Source organism: Sphaerimonospora sp. CA-214678 (genome assembly GCF_050942215.1).
Classification (GTDB): Bacteria; Actinomycetota; Actinomycetes; order Streptosporangiales; family Streptosporangiaceae; genus Sphaerimonospora.
This window is the reverse complement of the sequence record NZ_CP192056.1, coordinates 408,045-425,913: the sequence shown is the minus strand read 5'-3', so window position 1 is coordinate 425,913 and position 17,869 is coordinate 408,045. Positions and strand designations below refer to the sequence as shown.

15 protein-coding genes are annotated in these 17,869 nt (G+C 70.4%); 7 read left to right on the top strand and 8 right to left on the bottom strand.

Annotation, left to right across the window (positions count from 1 at the left end; all coding sequences use genetic code 11):
• The first annotated feature begins 120 nt into the window (after positions 1–120).
• Positions 121–1,569, top strand: a complete 1,449-nt coding sequence (locus ACQP1K_RS01930; RefSeq protein WP_433499140.1) for a PP2C family protein-serine/threonine phosphatase — start codon at positions 121–123, stop codon at positions 1,567–1,569.
• 10 nt (positions 1,570–1,579) lie between these two features.
• Here ACQP1K_RS01930 and ACQP1K_RS01925 read toward each other — a convergent pair whose 3' ends face one another.
• The gene (locus ACQP1K_RS01925) at positions 1,580–2,416 is read right to left on the bottom strand and encodes a putative RNA methyltransferase (RefSeq protein WP_433499139.1); all 837 of its coding nucleotides are present in this window, start codon (positions 2,414–2,416) and stop codon (positions 1,580–1,582) included.
• Positions 2,417–2,610: 194 nt separating this feature from the next.
• Between ACQP1K_RS01925 and ACQP1K_RS01920 the strand changes: the two genes are divergently transcribed.
• Positions 2,611–3,345, top strand: a complete 735-nt coding sequence (locus ACQP1K_RS01920; protein WP_433499138.1) for an MBL fold metallo-hydrolase — start codon at positions 2,611–2,613, stop codon at positions 3,343–3,345.
• Positions 3,346–3,474: 129 nt separating this feature from the next.
• On the opposite strand, the gene ACQP1K_RS01915 is transcribed toward ACQP1K_RS01920, so the two are convergent.
• Positions 3,475–5,730, bottom strand: coding sequence for an MMPL family transporter (locus tag ACQP1K_RS01915; RefSeq protein ID WP_433499137.1), 2,256 nt, complete (start codon positions 5,728–5,730; stop codon positions 3,475–3,477).
• A gap of 272 nt (positions 5,731–6,002) precedes the next feature.
• On the opposite strand from ACQP1K_RS01915, the gene ACQP1K_RS01910 reads away from it, so the two are divergent.
• On the top strand, positions 6,003–6,236 hold the full coding sequence (locus tag ACQP1K_RS01910) for a hypothetical protein (RefSeq protein ID WP_433499136.1): 234 nt from the start codon (positions 6,003–6,005) through the stop codon (positions 6,234–6,236).
• A 176-nt stretch (positions 6,237–6,412) separates the two neighbouring features.
• On the top strand, positions 6,413–8,776 hold the full coding sequence (locus tag ACQP1K_RS01905; protein WP_433499135.1) for an ATP-binding protein: 2,364 nt from the start codon (positions 6,413–6,415) through the stop codon (positions 8,774–8,776).
• A gap of 128 nt (positions 8,777–8,904) precedes the next feature.
• On the opposite strand, the gene ACQP1K_RS01900 is transcribed toward ACQP1K_RS01905, so the two are convergent.
• Positions 8,905–9,033 (bottom strand): hypothetical protein, encoded by a 129-nt coding sequence (locus ACQP1K_RS01900; protein WP_433499134.1) that lies wholly within the window; start codon positions 9,031–9,033, stop codon positions 8,905–8,907.
• Between the two features lie 299 nt (positions 9,034–9,332).
• Positions 9,333–9,653, bottom strand: coding sequence for a DUF5980 family protein (locus ACQP1K_RS01895; RefSeq protein WP_433501461.1), 321 nt, complete (start codon positions 9,651–9,653; stop codon positions 9,333–9,335).
• A 297-nt stretch (positions 9,654–9,950) separates the two neighbouring features.
• Here ACQP1K_RS01895 and ACQP1K_RS01890 point away from each other — a divergent pair, with 297 nt between their 5' ends.
• The gene (locus ACQP1K_RS01890) at positions 9,951–10,295 is read left to right on the top strand and encodes a response regulator transcription factor (protein WP_433499133.1); all 345 of its coding nucleotides are present in this window, start codon (positions 9,951–9,953) and stop codon (positions 10,293–10,295) included.
• Between the two features lie 79 nt (positions 10,296–10,374).
• Here ACQP1K_RS01890 and ACQP1K_RS01885 read toward each other — a convergent pair whose 3' ends face one another.
• Both ACQP1K_RS01885 and ACQP1K_RS01880 read right to left on the bottom strand, forming a co-directional pair.
• Positions 10,375–12,045: an NYN domain-containing protein gene (locus ACQP1K_RS01885; RefSeq protein ID WP_433499132.1), complete on the bottom strand. Its 1,671-nt coding sequence runs from the start codon at positions 12,043–12,045 to the stop codon at positions 10,375–10,377.
• A 150-nt stretch (positions 12,046–12,195) separates the two neighbouring features.
• A complete protein-coding gene (locus tag ACQP1K_RS01880; protein ID WP_433499131.1) occupies positions 12,196–14,727 on the bottom strand; it encodes a hypothetical protein in 2,532 nt (843 codons plus the stop codon).
• Between the two features lie 132 nt (positions 14,728–14,859).
• On the opposite strand from ACQP1K_RS01880, the gene pyrE reads away from it, so the two are divergent.
• Positions 14,860–15,396 carry an orotate phosphoribosyltransferase gene (pyrE, locus tag ACQP1K_RS01875; protein WP_433499130.1) on the top strand — a complete coding sequence of 179 codons (537 nt, stop codon included), beginning with the start codon at positions 14,860–14,862 and terminating at the stop codon, positions 15,394–15,396.
• Here the strand turns inward: pyrE and ACQP1K_RS01870 are convergent.
• Both ACQP1K_RS01870 and ACQP1K_RS01865 read right to left on the bottom strand, forming a co-directional pair.
• Positions 15,374–15,838 carry a hypothetical protein gene (locus ACQP1K_RS01870; protein ID WP_433499129.1) on the bottom strand — a complete coding sequence of 155 codons (465 nt, stop codon included), beginning with the start codon at positions 15,836–15,838 and terminating at the stop codon, positions 15,374–15,376. The two genes, pyrE and ACQP1K_RS01870, sit on opposite strands and share 23 nt — an antisense overlap.
• 38 nt (positions 15,839–15,876) lie before the next feature.
• Positions 15,877–16,557: a DedA family protein gene (locus ACQP1K_RS01865; protein ID WP_433499128.1), complete on the bottom strand. Its 681-nt coding sequence runs from the start codon at positions 16,555–16,557 to the stop codon at positions 15,877–15,879.
• A gap of 155 nt (positions 16,558–16,712) precedes the next feature.
• On the opposite strand from ACQP1K_RS01865, the gene fbaA reads away from it, so the two are divergent.
• The gene (gene fbaA, locus ACQP1K_RS01860; protein WP_433499127.1) at positions 16,713–17,735 is read left to right on the top strand and encodes a class II fructose-bisphosphate aldolase; all 1,023 of its coding nucleotides are present in this window, start codon (positions 16,713–16,715) and stop codon (positions 17,733–17,735) included.
• The last annotated feature ends 134 nt before the right edge of the window (positions 17,736–17,869 follow it).

Below are 17,869 nucleotides of genomic sequence, written 5' to 3'. Positions count from 1 at the left end.
AAGAGCGTGAATGTGGTATGCACGATGTCAGTGACAAGCTCTCCTCGTGCCGTCCTGGCCGCCTCCTTCGCGCCAGGGGATACGGCCATACCCGATGCGAAGCGGTTCACCCGGGAGGTGATGACCGCGTGGGCTGCCGTCTCCGTGCACGCCGATGCCGAGCGGCTGGCGGCCGAGCTGGTGGCGGAGGCCCCGCAGGCGCCGTTCGAGGTCGTCTGGACCCATCAGGGCGACAGCGTGCGGATAGAGGTGCGGGAGAAGCCCGAGGAAGAGGAGGCGGAGTTCGGCCCGCCCGTCGACGTCGCCTCCTGGGGCGTCACGTTCACCCCCTCGCTCCGGACCCGGTGGGCCCGGCTCGACCTGCCGGACGGCGAGATCCAGCCGCCGGACGAGTGGGTCGCCGAGGCCTCGCGCGGGCCGGGCTGGCTGGGCTTTCTCGCCGACGCGAGCGAGCTGCTGGCCGGCACGCTGAACCCCGACATGGTCCCGGCGATCATCGCGCAGGTCGTGGTGCCCCGCCTGGCCAGCTGGTGCGCCGTCTACACCGCCGAGCACGCGGCCGGGCCGCTGCGGCTCGCCTATCTGTGGCACGCGGACGAGACGCAGCTCGACGGGCTGCGAGAGCGGCTCGCCGACGCCCAGATGCCGTCGGAGGACGGCCCCGTGGTGCTCCACATCGACGGCTGGCAGTCCCTGGCCTTCCCGCTGACCGCCAGGGGACGGCGCCTCGGGGTGATGTGCCTGGGCCGGCACGACCGGTTCCCCGAGGAGTCCATGCAGCTCGCCGAGGATCTCAGCCGCCGCGCGGCGCTGGCCATGGACAACGCGCGCCTGTACGCCCAGCAGGCGGCGGCCAACCGGGCGCTGCAGCGAAGCCTGCTGCCGCCCGACGAACCGACGACGCCCGGGCTCGACTTCCACGTCATCTACGAACCCGCCGGCGAGACCAACGAGGTCGGCGGAGACTTCTACGACCTGTTCCCGGCGGGTGAGGGGGCCTGGCGGTTCGCCATCGGCGACGTCTGCGGCACCGGCCCCGAGGCGGCGGCCGTCACCGGCCTCGCCCGGCACACGCTGCGGCTGCTCGCCCGCGAGGGGTACGGCGTCGCCGCCGTCGTCGGCCGGCTCAACCACGCCATCCTCGAGGAGGGTGAGCGGGCCCGCTTCCTGACCCTGCTGCACGGGGAGATCACCAGAGTCGACGACGGGCTCGCCGTCACCCTGGTCTCCGCCGGCCACCCCGAGGCGCTGCGGCTGCGCCCGAACGGCGCCGTGGACGTGGTCGGTTCGCCCCAGTCGCTCCTCGGGGTCTTCCCTGAGGCTGAGTTCCGCGCGGAGAGCGCCCACCTGGGCCCCGGCGACGTGCTGCTGGGAGTGACCGACGGGGTGACGGAGCGGCGGTCGGGCACCCGCCTCCTCGACGACGACGGCGGGCTGGCGCGGCTGCTCGCGGAGTGCGTCGACCTGTCGGCCCGGGCGGTCGCCGAGCGGATCCGCCGTGCCGTACAGGACTTCTCGCCCGAGCCGATGGCCGACGACCTGGCCATCCTCGTGCTGCGCACACCATGATCGACGCTCTCTAGGAGCGTACGGCCCACTGGGTGATCTTGAAGGACGCGGTCACCTCCACTGGGTCGGGGAGGCCGGCGATGCGTTCCGCCAGTTCGTCCGCCAGGGTGTGCCAGGCGCTCGGACCCATTCCCACCACAGCGGCGACCGCCGCGTGGCCGAGCGTCAGCCTGATCTCCGTCACCTCCTGTACGGCTTTCGCGAACCGGCCGCCCAGTGTCTCCTCGACCCGGCGGTCCTTGTCCTCGTCGACGGAGAGGAGTCCCAGCCGCGCCACGAGAGGATGGAGATGGGCGGCGGTGGGCGTGACGACGAGCAGTGTGCCGCCCGGCCGGAGGATCCGGGCGAACTCCGCGGCGTTGCGCGGCGCGAAGACGTTGAGCAGCACGTCCACGCAGCGATCCCGGACGGGCAGGCCCCGCCACACGTCAGCGGCCACCGCGCCGATCCGGGGATGGGCGCGCGCCGCCCGCTTCAGCGCATGCTTGGACACGTCGAGTGCGATGCCCACGGTCCCGGCGCCCGTCGTTTCCGCGCCCAGGACCCCGGCCAGGTAGTGGCCGGTCCCGGCGCCCGCGTCCGCCACCACCGCCGCGCCCGCGGCCGGCTCGGCGAGGCGGCGGGCGAGTGGAGCGTAGTGGCCCGCGGCCAGGAACTCGGCCCGGGCGGCGACCATGGCGGGGGTGTCCGCCGTGCCCGGCGCTGCTGCTCCGGCCAGCATGTTGACGTATCCCTGCCGCGCCACGTCGAAGCTGTGGCCGCGCTCGCAGCGGACCGAGCCCCCGGCCAGGAATGGGACGGCCCCGCACACCGGGCAGATCAGGTAGTCGATGACATCCGTGAGCACCTGTCCATCTTGGCGCGCGGCTCAGCCCATGCGGCTCGGCGCATGTGACTCGACGCGGTGTCGGCTCGACGCGGTATCGGCTCGGTGCGGTGTGGCTCGGTGCGGTGTGGCTCGGCGCGGTGTGGCTCGGTGCGGTGTGGCTCGGTGTGCGGCGACGGATGCGTCGGCCAGAGCCGTCGGGCTACGGTGATCGCATGCCGCATGAATCGAGGATGGAGGCGGGGATCGAGATCATCCCGCTGTGTGATGCCGTAGGCCCGATGGGGGCCGCGATCCGCAAGCCGCTGCCCGAGATGTTCTGCGGTGCGTCCTTCCCCGCGGACGCCGAGTGGGTGCTCCATTTCCACTGCTACCTGCTGCTGGCGGCGGGCCGTACGATCCTGGTCGACACGGGGGTCGGCGGCGCCGGCTCTCCGGCGGCGAGCTGGGCGCCGGTCCCCGGACGGCTGGTGGCGGAGCTGGCCGCCGCAGGGGTGCGGCCGACCGACGTCGACGCCGTCGTGATCACCCATCTGCACAGCGACCACGCGGGCGGCTGCGTCGAGGACGGCGCCCCCATCTTCCCCAACGCCCGCCACCTGATTCAACGGGCCGAGCTCGACTGGGTCTCCGAGCCGATGCGCGAGCAGGTGGTGGCCCCGCTCGGGGGCCGGGTCGAGGCGGTGTCCGGCGACGCCGAGCCGTTTCCCGGGGTCCGCCTGCTGCACACCCCCGGTCACACCCCCGGCCACCAGTGTGTGGCAGTGGGGGATCTGGTGCTCAGCGGCGACGTGCTGCACCACCCCGTCCAGCTCGGCGATCCGACCATCACCTATGTGTACGACGAGGACCCGGCGGAGGCCGTCCGCAGCCGGAAGATGATTCTCGCCCGCGCCCGCGTGCTCGCCACCGCCCACTTCGCCGAGCCGTTCACCCCGCTCTCCTCCTGAATCGGGCGTCACGCCAACCTGGTCGTCCCGCGCCGAAGCCGATGCCGTCGCGGCCCGGGCCGCCCCGCCGTCCACGGGAAACGGCCCGGGGCGGGGGCGGTCACCCCCCGGCCCCGGGCCGTATCGGGATCAGCTGACGAGGACGGGCGCCCGGTCCGCGGGCGCCGGGGCCTCCTCGCTCTCCTCATCGCCGTGGGAGAGCTGGGGGAGCCAACCGAGCCAGCGCGGCAGGTACCAGTTCCAGCGGCCGAGCAACTTCATCGAGGCCGGCAGCAGCACCGCCCGGACGATCGTGGCGTCGATCAGGATGGCCGCGGCGAGCCCGACGCCGAGCTCCTTGAAGGTCAGCAGGGACAGCGTGGCGAAGGTGGCGAAAACCGCGACCATGATGAGCGCCGCGCTGGTCACGACGACCGCCGTGCTCGTGATCCCGACCGTGACCGCCTGCTCGGTGCGCATGCCCTTGTCGTACGCCTCCCGGATGCGGCTGAGGATGAAGACGTGGTAGTCCATCGACAGGCCGAACAGGATGACGAACAGGAACAGCGGAACCCAGTCGGTGATCGTCCCGATCGAGCGGAAGCCCAGCAGGCTCTCGCCGTACCCGTCCTGGAAGACCAGCACGAGCACGCCGTAGGCCGCCGCTACCGAGAGCAGGTTGAGCAGGATCGCCTTGATCGCGATCACCAGCGAGCGGAACGAGATCAGCAGCAGGACGAACGCGAGCAGCAGGACGAAGGCGAACACCAGCGGCAGGGTCCGGCCGAGCTGGTCGTCGAAGTCCATCGAGGCGGCCGTCCCGCCGGTGACGTGGGCGCCGGGGAGCGTGGCGGGGATGACCTCGTCGCGCAGCGTGTGGATGGCGTGCTCGGAGACCGCGTCGGTGCCGGACCCCTTGATCCCGATACTGATCTTCGCAACCGTCTTGTCGGGATTTACAGCGACATGGAAGGGCTCGTTGGCCTCACCCGTGGCCAGGGCCTGCCGCTTGAACTCCTCGATCTTGGCGGTGAACCGGGGAGTCGTGACGTCGTCTGCCTTGACCACGACCACGGCCGGCTCGGTTCCACCCGGGAACGCCTTGTCGATCCGCTTGAAGGTCTCCGCGATCGCGTAGTCGCCCTGCAGGTCGTCGATGGTCTCTGGGCCCGTCTTCAGGCTCAGCGCGGGCACGGCCAGCGCGACCAGCAGGCCGCCGGCGACGACCGTGGAGACGAGCGGGTGACGCAGCACGGGACGGAGGATGGCGCTCCACATCCGGCTCTGCCCGCCCCGGACGCCGAGCACCCGCCGCCAGGTCACGCGGCCACGGGTGGCGACGCGGACCGTGCCGTGGATCAGCCGGGCGTCGATCTTGTCGCCGATCAGCGAGAGCAGTGCGGGCAGCGCGGTCAGCGAGCCGACGACGGCGGTCAGCACCACGAGGATCGTCCCCTCGGCGAACCCCATGAAGATACCGTTGCCGGTCAGGAACATGCCGGCCATGGCGACGATGACCGTGATTCCGGAGATCAGTACGGCGCGGCCCGAGGTGGCCGCCGCGATGTGCAGCGCCCGCCCCTTGTCGAGGCCCTTCGCCCGCTCCTCCCGGGCACGCATGATGTAGAAGAGCGAGTAGTCGACGCCGACCGCCAGACCGATGAGCAGCATGACGTTGCTGGTCGCGGAGTCAACGTGCAGGATCTGGCTGGTGAAAGCGAGCAGGCCGGTGGCCGCGACGATGGCCGTCATCGCCAGCGCGACCGGGACCACAGCGGCCAGCAGCGCTCCGAAGGCGGCGAGCAGGATGCCCAGGGTGATCGGGAGTGAGAGCTGCTCTGCGCGGACGAAGTCCCTGTCGATCGCCTCGCCGATCATCTTGTTGGCGCTCGCGCCGCCGGCCTCCTCGATCCGCAGGTCCGGATGCGCCCGCTGGACCCCGGCCACCGCGTCGAGCACCGGCGTGATCCGCTGGTCGGCCGTGGCGCCCTCGCCCTTCATGTCGAACTGGACCAGCGTCGTGCGCCGGTCAGCGGTCACCGGAGACGGCTGCGCGTCATATGGCGTACGCACGTTCTCGACCTGGCCGGTCGCCTCGACCGCACTCTTGACGTCCAGCACGGCCCGGCGGAAGGCGGGGTCGGACACGGTGAGCGACCCGGTGCGCGTCTGCACCAGCACGACCTCGCTCGCCACGTCGGGGAAGTTCGCCGCGTCCAGGATCAGCCCGGCCTGGCGGGAGTCGCCGTTCAATACTTCGTAGTTCTTCATCTCCTCGGTGCCCACGGCGTTCCCGGCGAACGTCGCGACGGCCACGAAGGCGACCCAGATGAGCAGTGCCCACCAGCGGTTGCGGGCGCTCCAGCCGCCTATCGAGGCGGCGAAGTTCTTCTTCCGGCGTTCCATAATCACTCCCTTTATCTGCGGTTCAACCGTAGAAAGCGATCACGGCCGGAACATCGGACGTGAAGACCAGATCGGGGTCCTGCCGGCGGCGTACATTCCTCCTTCTCGCGGGCTAGGGGACATCCCCGATGCCCTCCTCAGGAATTCTCCCGCTCATATAAGGGGGAGCGCCTCGCATCCGGGACGTAAGACGGGGGGACCTCGATTGATTTCCCGTGCTCGTGGAATGTGAGGACCGTACGGATGAACGGCGGAAACGGAGGGGGGAGCCCGTGACGAGGGACGAATCCGAGCTGAAGGCCGAGCTCGACGAGGTGGAAGCCCGGATCGAGAGGCTGAGCCGGGACGCGGCGCAGATGCGGGAGGAGATCGGGCAGAGTTGGGACGCACCGACGGACTCCGCGGAACGCGCGGTCCTGCTGACCAACGTCGAACAGCAGGAGGCCCTGATCGGAAACCTGCGCAACCGGCGGGAGCAGATCCTGCGGCGCCTCGGCTCGGCCTGAGTCCGGCGGAAACGGGAACTGTAACCTTGAGGTGCCGGGCCTGAGCCATGAGCCGCCGGGTCCGGCGGGGGACCGCGACGGGATGGTCCCCCGGGGTGGGCGGGCCGGGGGCGTCGGGAGCCCGGCGGCGGATCGGGACGTGCACGCGGAAGACGCGGGGGGCTGCGTGAAGCACTATGGCCGCGGAGTCAACGAGGGCGGTTAAACGAGGACATGACGGGCTGCCCGCCGAGGTCACCGGCTTCGTCGGGCGTCGGCACGAGGTCGCCGAGGTCAAACGCCTGCTGGCCGCGTCACGCGTGGTGACCGTCACCGGTGTGGGCGGGGTCGGCAAGACGCGGCTGGCCACCCGCGTCGCGCAGGATGTCCGCCGGGCCTTCCCCGGCGGCGTATGGCTGATCGAACTCGCCACGCTGGACCGGCCCGACCTCGTCGTCCAGGCCGTGGCGGAGGCCGTCGGCGTCTCCTCGCACGTGTCGTCGAGTCCGACGGTGGAGGTGCTGATCGAGCACCTGGCGGGCCGCAACGTGCTGCTCGTGCTGGACAACTGCGAGCATCTGCTCGCCGAGTGCGCCGTCCTCGTGGACACGCTGGTGCGTGCGCTGCCGGACCTGCGGGTGCTCGCCACGAGCCGGCAGGCGCTCGGGATCGGCAGCGAGCAGACGGTGGACCTCCCGCCGCTGCCCCTGCCGCCGTCGGCCGGTGCGGCCGGCTCGCCGCTGTTCGCCGAGCCCGTGGACGAGTCCGACGCGGTGCGGCTGTTCGCCGAGCGGGCCGCCGCGGTCCTGCCCGGATTCCAGCTCACGGAGGCCAATCGGGGCGCCGTCGCCGCGATCTGCGCCAGGCTCGACGGTCTTCCCCTGGCGATCGAGCTGGCGGCCGTACGGCTGCGTGCGCTGTCGGTGGAGCAGGTGCTGGAGCGTCTGGACGACTGTTTCCGGCTCCTGACGTCGGGATCCCGGACCGCGCAGGCACGTCAGCGGACGCTCCGGGCGTCGATCGACTGGAGTTACGACCTGTGCGCCGAGGAGGAGCGGCTGCTGTGGCAGCGCGTCTCCGTGTTCCGCGGCGGGCTCGATCTGGAGGCCGCCGAAGAGGTCTGCTCTGGCGACGGCATCGCCAGGGAGGACGTCCTCGACCTGATCAGCGGATTGATCGAGAAATCGGTGCTGATCAGAGAGGAACGGCAGCGGACCGGGGTGCGATATCGGCTGCTGGACACGATCCGCGAGTACGCCAGGGAGCGCCTCGTCGAGTCCGGCCAGGAGGCCGCCCTGCAGCGGCGGCACCGTGACCATTTCCGGCGGCGCGCGGCCCTCGCGCGGACCGAGCTGTTCGGCCCGGATCACACCGTCACGTCCCTGTGCCTGCTGAAGGAGCAGCCGAACATCCGGGCGGCCCTCGAATGGTCATTCACCGAGCCGGGCGAGGCACGGGCCGGTCTCGGAATGGCCGCCGATCTCCTCTATCACTGGCGGGTCGGCTACCAGGTGGGCGAGGGCCGCCGCTGGCTCGACCGCGGTCTCGCCCTCGACGCAGAGCCGAGCGAGGTCAGGGCCCGCGCGCTGACCGTCGCCGCCTGGCTGGCCGTCACCCAGGCCGACCACGAGACGGCCGCGGACCTGCTCGCGGAGAGCCGCGCGATCGCCGAGCGTCTCGGGCTGAAGAACGTGCTCGCCTACGTGGTCACCTACTCGGCGATGGTGGCGATGGGCCGAGGAGAGATCGATTTGGCCCTCCGGCTCTACCGGGAGGCGGCCGACGACCACCGCGCCGCGCGCGATCCGGTGGGCCTGGCGGTCGTGCTCAACCGGCTCTGCCTGGTGCACTGCCTGCGAGATGAGGGCGACCTCGCGAAGGCCGTCGGGCAGGAGAGCGTGAAGCTCTGCGAGAAGCACCGGGAACACTGGCATCGGGCGTACGCGATGACGGCGCTCGGCGTCCAGGCCTGGCGCGAGAGCGATCTCCGGCAGGCCACCACGCTGGAGCAGAAGGCGCTCCGTTGCCTGGACCAGCTCCACGACCTACCCGGTGCGGGGGTCAACCTGGAGGTGCTCGCCTGGGTCGCGGCGAGCGACAAGCAGTTCGAGCGGGCGGCACGGCTCTTCGGGGTGCTCGACAGGGTGTGGCAGGCGGTCGACGCGCCGCTGTCCGAGTTCGGCTACCTGCGGCGCTACCACGACGAGTGCGCGGCGCTGACGATGGAGGCCATGGGCGAGACGGCCTTCCAGACCGCGTTCAAGCGCGGCGGCAAGATGTCGTACGGCGAGGCGATCCGCTACGCCCTGCAGGAGGGATCGCCACAGCGGTCTCAGGCGGAGAGCGTCCCAGGACGACTGTGGCCGCTGACCCGCAGGGAGTCCGAGATCGCCGAGCTCGTCGCGCAGGGGCTCAGCAACAAGGACATCGCGGCCACACTCGTGATCTCGCAGCGCACCGCGGAAGGGCACATCGAGCACATCCTCGACAAGCTCGGCTTCAACTCCAGGACACAGATCGCGGCCTGGCTCAGCGGCCGGGCCAGGGACGAGGCCTCCTGACCTCGACCTCTCGCACCTGGAAGGCGTACGGCATGGCGATGACATCCGATGCTCTGCCCGCCGCGGCCGACCCCGCGCGCTCGTCGTTCGGCTCAAGATCCAGGCCGAGTTCGCGTGGTAGGCATGGTCTAGGCATGGGCGCCGGTGAGGGCGAAGAACCCCTGACGGGATCGGGCATCGGTGCGAAGGGTGCCCGGCAGCGTCGAGGTGACCAGGTTCGAGCCGATCGCTGGGGCGACAACGCGAAGGCCGGACACCCGATATCCCTTGGTGGTCCCGACCTCGCTTCCGTACCCGGGGTCGAAGCCTTCCTCAGGTGGCGAAATCGAAAAGGAGAACGGTGCTCCCGTCGAGCACGCATGAGGTTGTGGCGAAGCGATCCACTGTCCACGGCCAATAGGGGAACCACGGACAGTGGATCTGCTTCGTAAGGGAATTTTCGTACAGATACGTGGGCTACGCGCTCGGTCTACGATGCCGCACATTCCCTGGTACAGATCGACCGGATAGAGTAGATTCCTTGCCCTGTTCCGAGCGGGCTTTTCGGATACGCGCTTTAGTAGCAGCGCTCCTTAACGGTGATGGTGATGGGGTTGGACAGGGTCTGTGTCCCGTCCGAAGCCGTCATCTGCGCCGTGTAGACGCCGATCGGGAGCGGGTCGAACTCTACGAAGACCCAGCCGTTTATCGTCGTCGAACCGTTGGGATTGGTGTGATTCGAGCCGGGGGGGATCTGGTCGGACTGGGTGACGACCGCCCCGGGGGGCAGGTTCTCCACCGTGACGTGGACGGTTGACGACCAGCTGCCGACGACAGCGGCCACGAAGTAGGTCCACTCAGAGTGGCCCTGTTTGATGCAGATTTGATTTTCCCCCATGAGGTCCCAAGTCGATGCGGAGGTAGGTGTGCTGCCGGCTAATGCGATGGACAGTCCTGCCGTCACACCGAGTGCCGCTCTGGTGGCGCGGTGACTCATTTTCACTGCTGCCTCCCCTAGTTCTCACAGAAACCTCTGACCCAGCAATCATTGATGATTCAATGACTCTTGACAAGGAGTTTCTGGTTCTTGTGAAACTTTCATTTCCGAGAGCGCCGGGACGCGGTCCCCGATTCGCGCAGCCGCCGGGGACGCCGCTACCGGCTCGGCCCGCTACTCGCGTTATCCCTGCTCGCCGTGCTCGGAGGGGCAACCTCCGCAAGGGCCGTCAAGACCGCGTTCAAGCGCGGCGGCAAGATGTCGTACGGCGAGGCGATCCGCTACGCCCTGCAGGAGGGATCGCCACAGCGGTCTCAGGCGGAGAGCGTCCCAGGACGACTGTGGCCGCTGACCCGCAGGGAGTCCGAGATCGCCGAGCTCGTCGCGCAGGGGCTCAGCAACAAGGACATCGCGGCCACACTCGTGATCTCGCAGCGCACCGCGGAAGGGCACATCGAGCACATCCTCGACAAGCTCGGCTTCAACTCCAGGACGCAGATCGCGGCCTGGCTCAGCGGCCGGGCCAGGGACGAAGCCTCCTGACCTCGACCTCTCGCACCGGCCACACACCCACGCCGACTCTCAACGGCATCGATCAGCCGCACCCGATCAAGGGCATCGATCAGTAGCGTGCCCGCTCCAGGGCATCCCAGAAGCCGCGGCGGAGGGCGTGGCGGACCTCGTCGTGGAGCAGGAAATCGATCGGCAGCGACGAGCCCTGCAGCAGGCGCGCCTCGAGATCGGACGGCATGCGGGGCTTACGGGCCAGCACCGCCTCCAGCCACAGGGCGGGTGCGTCACGCGCCACCGATTCGCCGAAGTCATGCCCCTCCTTGTGCGCGGCCTGCACCGCCTCGGCGAGGGTCGTGGTGGTCCCCGGCTGAGGCGGCGTGGACGGTATGGGGGCGGGATGGGGGCCCGTGTACGGCCCCAGCACGGGCGAGTAGCCTCCGGAACCGCTCCCGTACTGATGCGACGGTGCGGACGCCGGGGTCTGGGGCTGCACCCCCTGGGACGAGGCGCCCTGGGACGTCACACCGTGAGGCGGCGCACCATGAGATGGCGCATTGTGAGACGGCGCGGATTGGGATGACGCGGATTGGGATGACGCGGTGTGGGACGGCGGAACCTGCGGCTGCGGCGTCGACTGCGGCTGACGCCGCGCCCGCTGGGGTTGCGGCTGGGACGGCGGCGGCAGCGACAGCGGCTCGGCGAGCCCCGGATGGTCGGACGATGAGCTCTGCGCGGGCGTCGGCCCGGAGGTCGAGGACCGCGTCGGGGGCGACTGTGTCGCTGGAGGTTGGGCCGACGGATATTGCGCCGCCGGATATTGGGCCGACGACGACTGTGCCGGAGAGGACTGCGCCGAGGAGGACTGCGCCGGTCCGGACGGCGGAACAGAGCCGGATGGCGGCCCGGAGCCGGGCGGGAGTGCGTAGCCACCCGACTGCGCCGACCCGAAGGGGGCCGACTCGGATGGGGCGGCTCCAGACGGTTGGCCGGAACCGCTCGACCGCGCGGGGGCGGCGGGCTGGGAGGGACCGGGCGGCGGCGCCGGCGGGAGCTGCGGGGGTGCCGACGGCTGTGCGGGAAGCGCCGGCTGGGAGGAACGCGTACGCGCCGAACCGGCGGACCGGTCGCCCTCCGACGCCCCGTTCACGTGCGGCACCGCGCTGTTGCCGTGCGCCTGGCCGTTGCTCGCCGGCTGCTGATGGCGGTGCTGGCCGTTGCCGCTCGGCAGCCCGCCGGGATCCACGCTAGTGATCATCGTGACGTACGGCCTGAGCTGGCCGCCGCCGATCTCGATGAGATCGTCGCACTCCTGCCGCAGTGTGCGAGAGGCCGCCCACGCGCTGTCGGCGGCGATCTGCATGACGGTCACCCGGATGCCGAGGTCCTGGGCATCGCTGACCACCTGCGCCAGATCTTCGTCGCCGCTGACGACCACCGCGTCGCAGATCGCGTTGTTGCGGGCGAGGGTCATCAGGTCGCGATGCGCCTGGGCGTCCACGCCCTCCCGGCGGCCGGGCCTGATCCTGGCGAGCCGCAGCTTGAGGCCCGGGATGTCGGCCAGCACGTCGTGCTCCGGCGTCCGGCGCCCCTCGACGGTCGCCTCGTACCAGTAGCATCTCAGCAACGGCAGGCCCGTACGCTCGCGCGACAGACCGGTCAGGAGCTTCAGCAGACCGGGGTAGTCCCACGCGACGGCCTCACGATGGCGGGTCCCATGCACGGCCATCGCGCCGTCGGCCAGCAAATAGCCGGCGTCAACGAACAGCGCGCACCGATCCACGTGACACCGCCCTTCCTGCGTGGCTCTTTCAGGGTAGTCATGCGGGTAGATCGCGCGGGGTGATTCCCGGCGATTCGGCCGGCGCCCCTGACGTCACAGTTCTTACGCAGACCGTACCAGTTTGCCCCGGTCCTGCCCTCCCTCCGACAGTTAGGACCATGTACGAGTGGTGACCGCGACGACTCCGAAGAGGAGCCCGTCGCGTCCGGCTGTCACCCGCAGCACCGGGCGGCGGCCGAGAAGCATCTGGACGGCGTCCGCCGCCGAGGCTCCGGCTCTTCTGCCGCGACGGCCGGCATCACGCGGTGACCGGTCGTTCATCGTCACGACGCCGCCCCCGGCGTTCCACAGCACGAGATCGACCCTGGCCGGAGCGCCGCCGGGGGTGAGGCCGTCGAGCGGGATCGTCATCGTCTCGCCGCTGCCGTCGGTCACGTCCAGAACCGTCGCCGTGCCGTACGGCCGGTGCCTGTCCTCGGCCACCACGACCAGGCTCCAACCGGCCTGCCTGGCGACCCCCGGCCCCGTCGGGGCGTCGGCGACCCACCAGCGGCCTCGGCCGGAACCGCGGACCATGGCGGTGACGTCAGCGAACGCCTGATAGCCCGGCCGCCGTTCGCGATGCGTCACCTCGGCCGCCCTGACCGTCTGATAACTCTCGGCGCCCGGCGGCCGGACCTTCACCTCCCGTCCGGAGAAGGAACGAGCCGATTCCCGACCGACGGCCGACCAGTAGAGGCCGGCCCAGAGCACCCGGCTTCCGGTGGGCAGGTCGAGGTGTGCGCAGCTGGAGGTGCGCGTGGTGGAGTCGTGATCGAGGTCGATCGGAACCGCCGCCCCCGGGTCGCCGGTCCCCTCGACCGGCTCGCGGGACTCGCCGGACGCGCAGCCCCGGCGGCCGCCGGCGGGGCCCAGCAGCGCGTTGCCGGCGGTCCGTGTCATCACCCTGCCGGCCACGGCGAATCGGGCCGCGGCGCCGGCCTCCCGTACGTCGGAATCGGACTCGGCGACGGTCTTCAGCGGACCCGACCGCACCGACGCCCCGAGTCCCCCGGTGGTCGGCGCGTCGGCGGCCACGTTCACTCGCAGGAAGAGCGTGCTGCTCTCACCGGCGGCCAGTCCCGGGCGAGCGCACCGCACACGCTGCCCGGCCGTATGGCAGGACCAGCCGTCCTCCGTTCCTGCGGCCATGAGCATGACACCACGCGGCAGACGTACCGTGGCCGTGACGTCCTGCCCCGCCGCCGTCCCGGAGTTGCGCAGCCGCAGGGCGACGATCCCGGGCCTGGCGCGGACGAGCGCGCCGAGCGGGTCGATGGCCGCGACCAGCGCGGGCCGCCTGACGCCCGACCGGCCCTGCTCCGACCGGCCCAGATCCGTATGGCCCGGATCCGTCTGACCCGGATCCGTCCGGCCGAGGCCCTCCCGACCAGCCCCGGCCGGGGGCCGCGCCTGCCGTCTGACCCGCTCACGGGTGACCTGCGGGGCGGCCAGCGCACTGCGCCCGCCGAGCGCCCGCAGCGACGGAGCGCTTCGCGTCGGCCTCGTACGGGGAGTGGAGAGCGCGGAGGCCGCCTTCCGCGCTGACTCGGAGGCCGTCTTCCGCTCAGAGACCGCCCTCTGCGCTGACTCGGAGGCCGTCTTCTGCTCGGGCGGAGCCTTCCGGGAGCGGTCCCGACCCGGAGCGGGCGAGGATGCGTCGGATGCGGCGCCCACGGGGGCCCGGGTGTGGGTGGGCGGGCCGGAGGCGCTGCGCGGGAACAGCGCCGCCTCCTCCCCGGCCAGGGGTCTCTTCACGACCGGCCCGGAGACCAGCAGGAACAGGCTCATGGCCAGTGCGGCGGCGGCCGCACCCGCGAGGGCGGCGCGGCACGGCGTGGGCACCCGGGAGAGCACGGGCACGCTTCGCGGCTCGGCCTTCATCACGTCACCCGTCCCGGCGAGATCCGCGAGGTAGTCGTCGACGGCCGGGCCCGCCACGAGCGGGCCGACGATCACACGCAGCCCCTGCGTCAGATCCGCGAGCTCCAGGAACACCGACCGGCAGTCGATGCACCCGGCGATGTGCTCGTCCACGTCGCCGGTCGCACGCCTGGGCAGATCGCCTTCGACGTACTCCACGATCTTGGGCAGGATCGGGCGGCACTCCTCGTCCGGCCCCGTCTCCTCGTGAAGCCTGAGGTACGCCTGCCGGAGGCCTTCACGAGCCTGCGCGACGAGAGTCGCCGCGCCTTTCCGGGAGAGCGCGAGGAACGAGGCGAGCTCCGAGTGACCGGCGCCCTCGACCTCGGCGTGCCACAGCACCATCCGCCACTGCTCGGGCAGCGCGAGGTAGGCCCGCGCGATCGCCGAACGCTCCAGACCGGCCAGCTCCGGGTCCACGTGGACGTGGTCGGGGTCGGCCAGGTCGACCTCTCCGATGGTCACATAACGCCGGACCGCCGTCAGCAGGTAGGGCCGGAAGGCGCAGACCGGGCCGGCCCCGTTCCGGATCAGGTCCAGGACCTGGGCGAAGGCCGCGACCAGGACCTCCTCGACCTCATCGGTGCCCTGCACGAGCTGCCGGGCGAGTGACCTGGCCGCTCCCACGTGCCGCTGGTAGAGCACGCCATACGCCGCGGTGCTCCCACCTCGCACGGCTTCCAGCAACTCGATGTCGGTTTGCCGGGCTTTTCTACTCATGGTGACCTCGCGATTACCCAGTGTTGCAAGGCCATTAATTCCGCACCCTCCCGCATGGCTAAACCGGGGTGACCGCTTTACCCGGAACGGCAGGTGCCCGACGGGTCATCGGGAAGCCGTACGCTGAGCACCATGAGTGACCGCGACAGCCTCCTGGACGAGATCAAGAACAAGGGAATCGTGCACGGCCGGGTCGTGCTCTCGTCGGGCAAGGAGGCCGACTGGTACGTGGACCTGCGGCGCATCACGCTGGACGCGGTGGCGGCCCCGCTGGTGGGCCGGGTGATGCTCGACCTCACCGAGGACCTCGGCTACGAGGCCGTCGGAGGGCTGACGCTGGGCGCGGACCCGGTGGCGACCGCGATGCTGCACGCGGCGGCGGCCCGTGGCCGCGCGCTGAACGCGTTCGTCGTGCGAAAGGCGGGCAAGGCGCACGGGCTGCAGCGCAGGATCGAGGGGCCGGACGTCGCCGGGCGGCGGGTGCTGGCCGTCGAGGACACCACGACCACGGGCGGCTCCGTGCTGACCGCGGTCGAGGCGCTGCGGGAGGCGGGCGCCGAGGTCGTGGGCATCGCGACGATCGTGCACCGCGGCGGCGACGAGAACCTGGCCGCGACCGGCCTGCCGTACCGCTCGGCCTTCGGCCTCACCGATCTCGGGCTCGCGTGACGCTGAAAGATTCACGTTCGCCGGGTGCGCCGGCGGCGCGGAGTTCGCCGTTCTCGAACACCTGGACCACGCTCCCGTCGGCCAGGACCACGTCGAGTTCCGGTTCGAAATAGGACGCCTGCTCGCCCTGGCTCAGATCCCGGTCGATGAGCACGTCGCCGCCGGGCACCCGTACGAAGACCGGGCAGCTGTCGGCCTGGCACACGATGCGTACGGTGGGCACCCGATCGCCCGGCCGCCGCGCGGTCTCAGCGGGAGAGGCCGTGGCGGTGGCCGAGGCGGACGCCGTCGGGGAGGACGCTGCCTCGGGCACGTCCTCGGAGCCGAGCGCGGACAGCAGCGCCCGCGCGCCGATCACGACCAGCGCGAGCAGCAGCAGTGCCGCCAGGCCGACGAGTGCCAGCCTGGCGAAGCCCACGGGGTCAGACCTGTGCCGTCCCACATTGTGGAAGGGTAGGCGACGGCTCCGCTAACGGCGAGTCACTTGCGGGCGTGGTGTCGGCCTCTCGGCTCGACCCGGGCTGCCTTGCGGTTCTTGAGCACCTCGCGGACGATCGGGAGGATCGACAGGAGGACGACCACGAAGACGCCGGGCAGGATGTACTTGTCGATGTTCTCGACACTCTCACCGAGGAAGTGGCCGAGCATCAGCAGGGACTCGACCCACACGACTCCGCCGAGGACGTTCCAGACGAAGAAGCGGCGGGCGTCCATCTCCAGCACACCGGCGACGGGGTTCATGAACGTGCGGACGATCGGCATGAACCGGGCGACGACGACGGCCTTGGCCGGGCCGAATTTCTCGAAGTAGAACTCCGCCTTCTCGACGTGCTCCTTCTTGAACAGCCGGGAGTCCGGTTTGTCGAACAACTTGCGGCCGAATCTCGAACCGAGATAGTGGCCGAGTTGCGCTCCCGCGATGGCGGCGAGCGGCGTGAAGACGAGCAGCGTGGGCAGCGAGAGCGGTTCGATCTGCAGGCTCTGCGCGGCCGCGGCGCCACTGAAGATCCCTGCGGCGACCAGCAGTGAGTCACCCGGGAGGAAGAACCCGACGAGCAGTCCGGTCTCCGCGAAGACGATGGCGATGACGCCGATCGTGGCGAAGGCACCGAGCATGCCGAGCCACCACTTCGGGTCAAGAAGATCCAAGAGGACGTCCACGAGGCGAGCCTACCCGTCGCGCATCAGCCGAGAGTTAACCGAAACGGACGCTCCGGCCACATGCGGCGGCCGACGGCGGTGCCGCTTTCCTCTCCGGCGTGACCTTCGGGATACTGGGCATCGCCGGGTTAACGTCCATAAGGAGATGACTACCGATGCCTATCGCGACCCCAGAGGTCTACGCCGAGATGCTCGATCGAGCCAAGGCGGGTGGCTTCGCCTACCCGGCGATCAACGTGACCTCGTCACAGACGTTGAACGCCGCACTCCGCGGCTTCGCCGAGGCGGAGAGCGACGGAATCATCCAGGTCTCGACCGGCGGCGCCGAGTTCCTCTCCGGCACGACCGTGAAGGACATGGTGACCGGGTCGGTGGCACTGGCCGAGTACGCCCGGGTCGTCGCCGAGAAGTACCCGGTGACCGTGGCCCTGCACACCGACCACTGCCCGAAGGGGAAGCTGGACGGCTTCATGCGCCCGCTCATCGAGATCTCGCGCGAGCGGGTCTCCCGGGGCCAGGAGCCGCTGTTCCAGTCCCACATGTGGGACGGCTCCGCCGTGCCGCTGGAGGAGAACCTCTCCATCGCCGCCGAGCTCGTCGAGAAGTGCGCCGCGGCTCGCGTCATCATGGAGATGGAGATCGGCGTCGTCGGCGGTGAGGAGGACGGCATCGTCGGCGAGATCAACGAGAAGCTGTACACCACGCCCGAGGACGCCATCGCCACGGCCGAGGCCGTCGGCCTGGGCGAGCGCGGCCGCTACATGCTGGCCGCGACCTTCGGCAACGTGCACGGCGTCTACAAGCCGGGTCACGTCAAGCTGCGCCCGTCGGTGCTCAAGGAGATCCAGGACGCCGTCGGCGCCAAGTACGGCAAGGACAAGCCGTTCGACCTGGTCTTCCACGGCGGTTCCGGCTCGCGGCTCGAGGAGATCCACGAGGCGATCTCCTACGGCGTGGTCAAGATGAACATCGACACCGACACGCAGTACGCCTTCACCCGGCCGATCGTGGACCACATCTTCAAGAACTACGACGGCGTTCTGAAGATCGACGGCGAGGTCGGCAACAAGAAGACCTACGACCCCCGCTCGTACGGCAAGTCCGCCGAGGCCGGGATGGCCGCCCGGATCGTCGAGGCCTGCCAGCACCTGAAGTCCACCGGCACCAGGCTCAAGTAGTCCGCCGGCGCCGGTCGGACGGGTCGGCCGGCAGCGCGGGAACGGAAGATTTTTCGACGATCTTCCGTTTCCGCGTGAAGGCAGCGATTACAACCGGGACCCGCCATTACCTCCGGGCGTTTCACAGGTGAGAC

What these genes read in the sequence shown, in the direction of transcription:
- ACQP1K_RS01895 (WP_433501461.1), bottom strand. Translation starts at nt 9,653, where the DNA reads ATGGGGGAAAATCAAATCTGCATCAAACAGGGCCACTCTGAGTGGACC.
- ACQP1K_RS01920 (WP_433499138.1), top strand. Translation starts at nt 2,611, where the DNA reads ATGCCGCATGAATCGAGGATGGAGGCGGGGATCGAGATCATCCCGCTG.
- ACQP1K_RS01880 (WP_433499131.1), bottom strand. Translation starts at nt 14,727, where the DNA reads ATGAGTAGAAAAGCCCGGCAAACCGACATCGAGTTGCTGGAAGCCGTG.
- ACQP1K_RS01905 (WP_433499135.1), top strand. Translation starts at nt 6,413, where the DNA reads ATGGCCGCGGAGTCAACGAGGGCGGTTAAACGAGGACATGACGGGCTG.
- ACQP1K_RS01915 (WP_433499137.1), bottom strand. Translation starts at nt 5,730, where the DNA reads ATGGAACGCCGGAAGAAGAACTTCGCCGCCTCGATAGGCGGCTGGAGC.
- ACQP1K_RS01930 (WP_433499140.1), top strand. Translation starts at nt 121, where the DNA reads ATGACCGCGTGGGCTGCCGTCTCCGTGCACGCCGATGCCGAGCGGCTG.
- fbaA (WP_433499127.1), top strand. Translation starts at nt 16,713, where the DNA reads ATGCCTATCGCGACCCCAGAGGTCTACGCCGAGATGCTCGATCGAGCC.
- pyrE (WP_433499130.1), top strand. Translation starts at nt 14,860, where the DNA reads ATGAGTGACCGCGACAGCCTCCTGGACGAGATCAAGAACAAGGGAATC.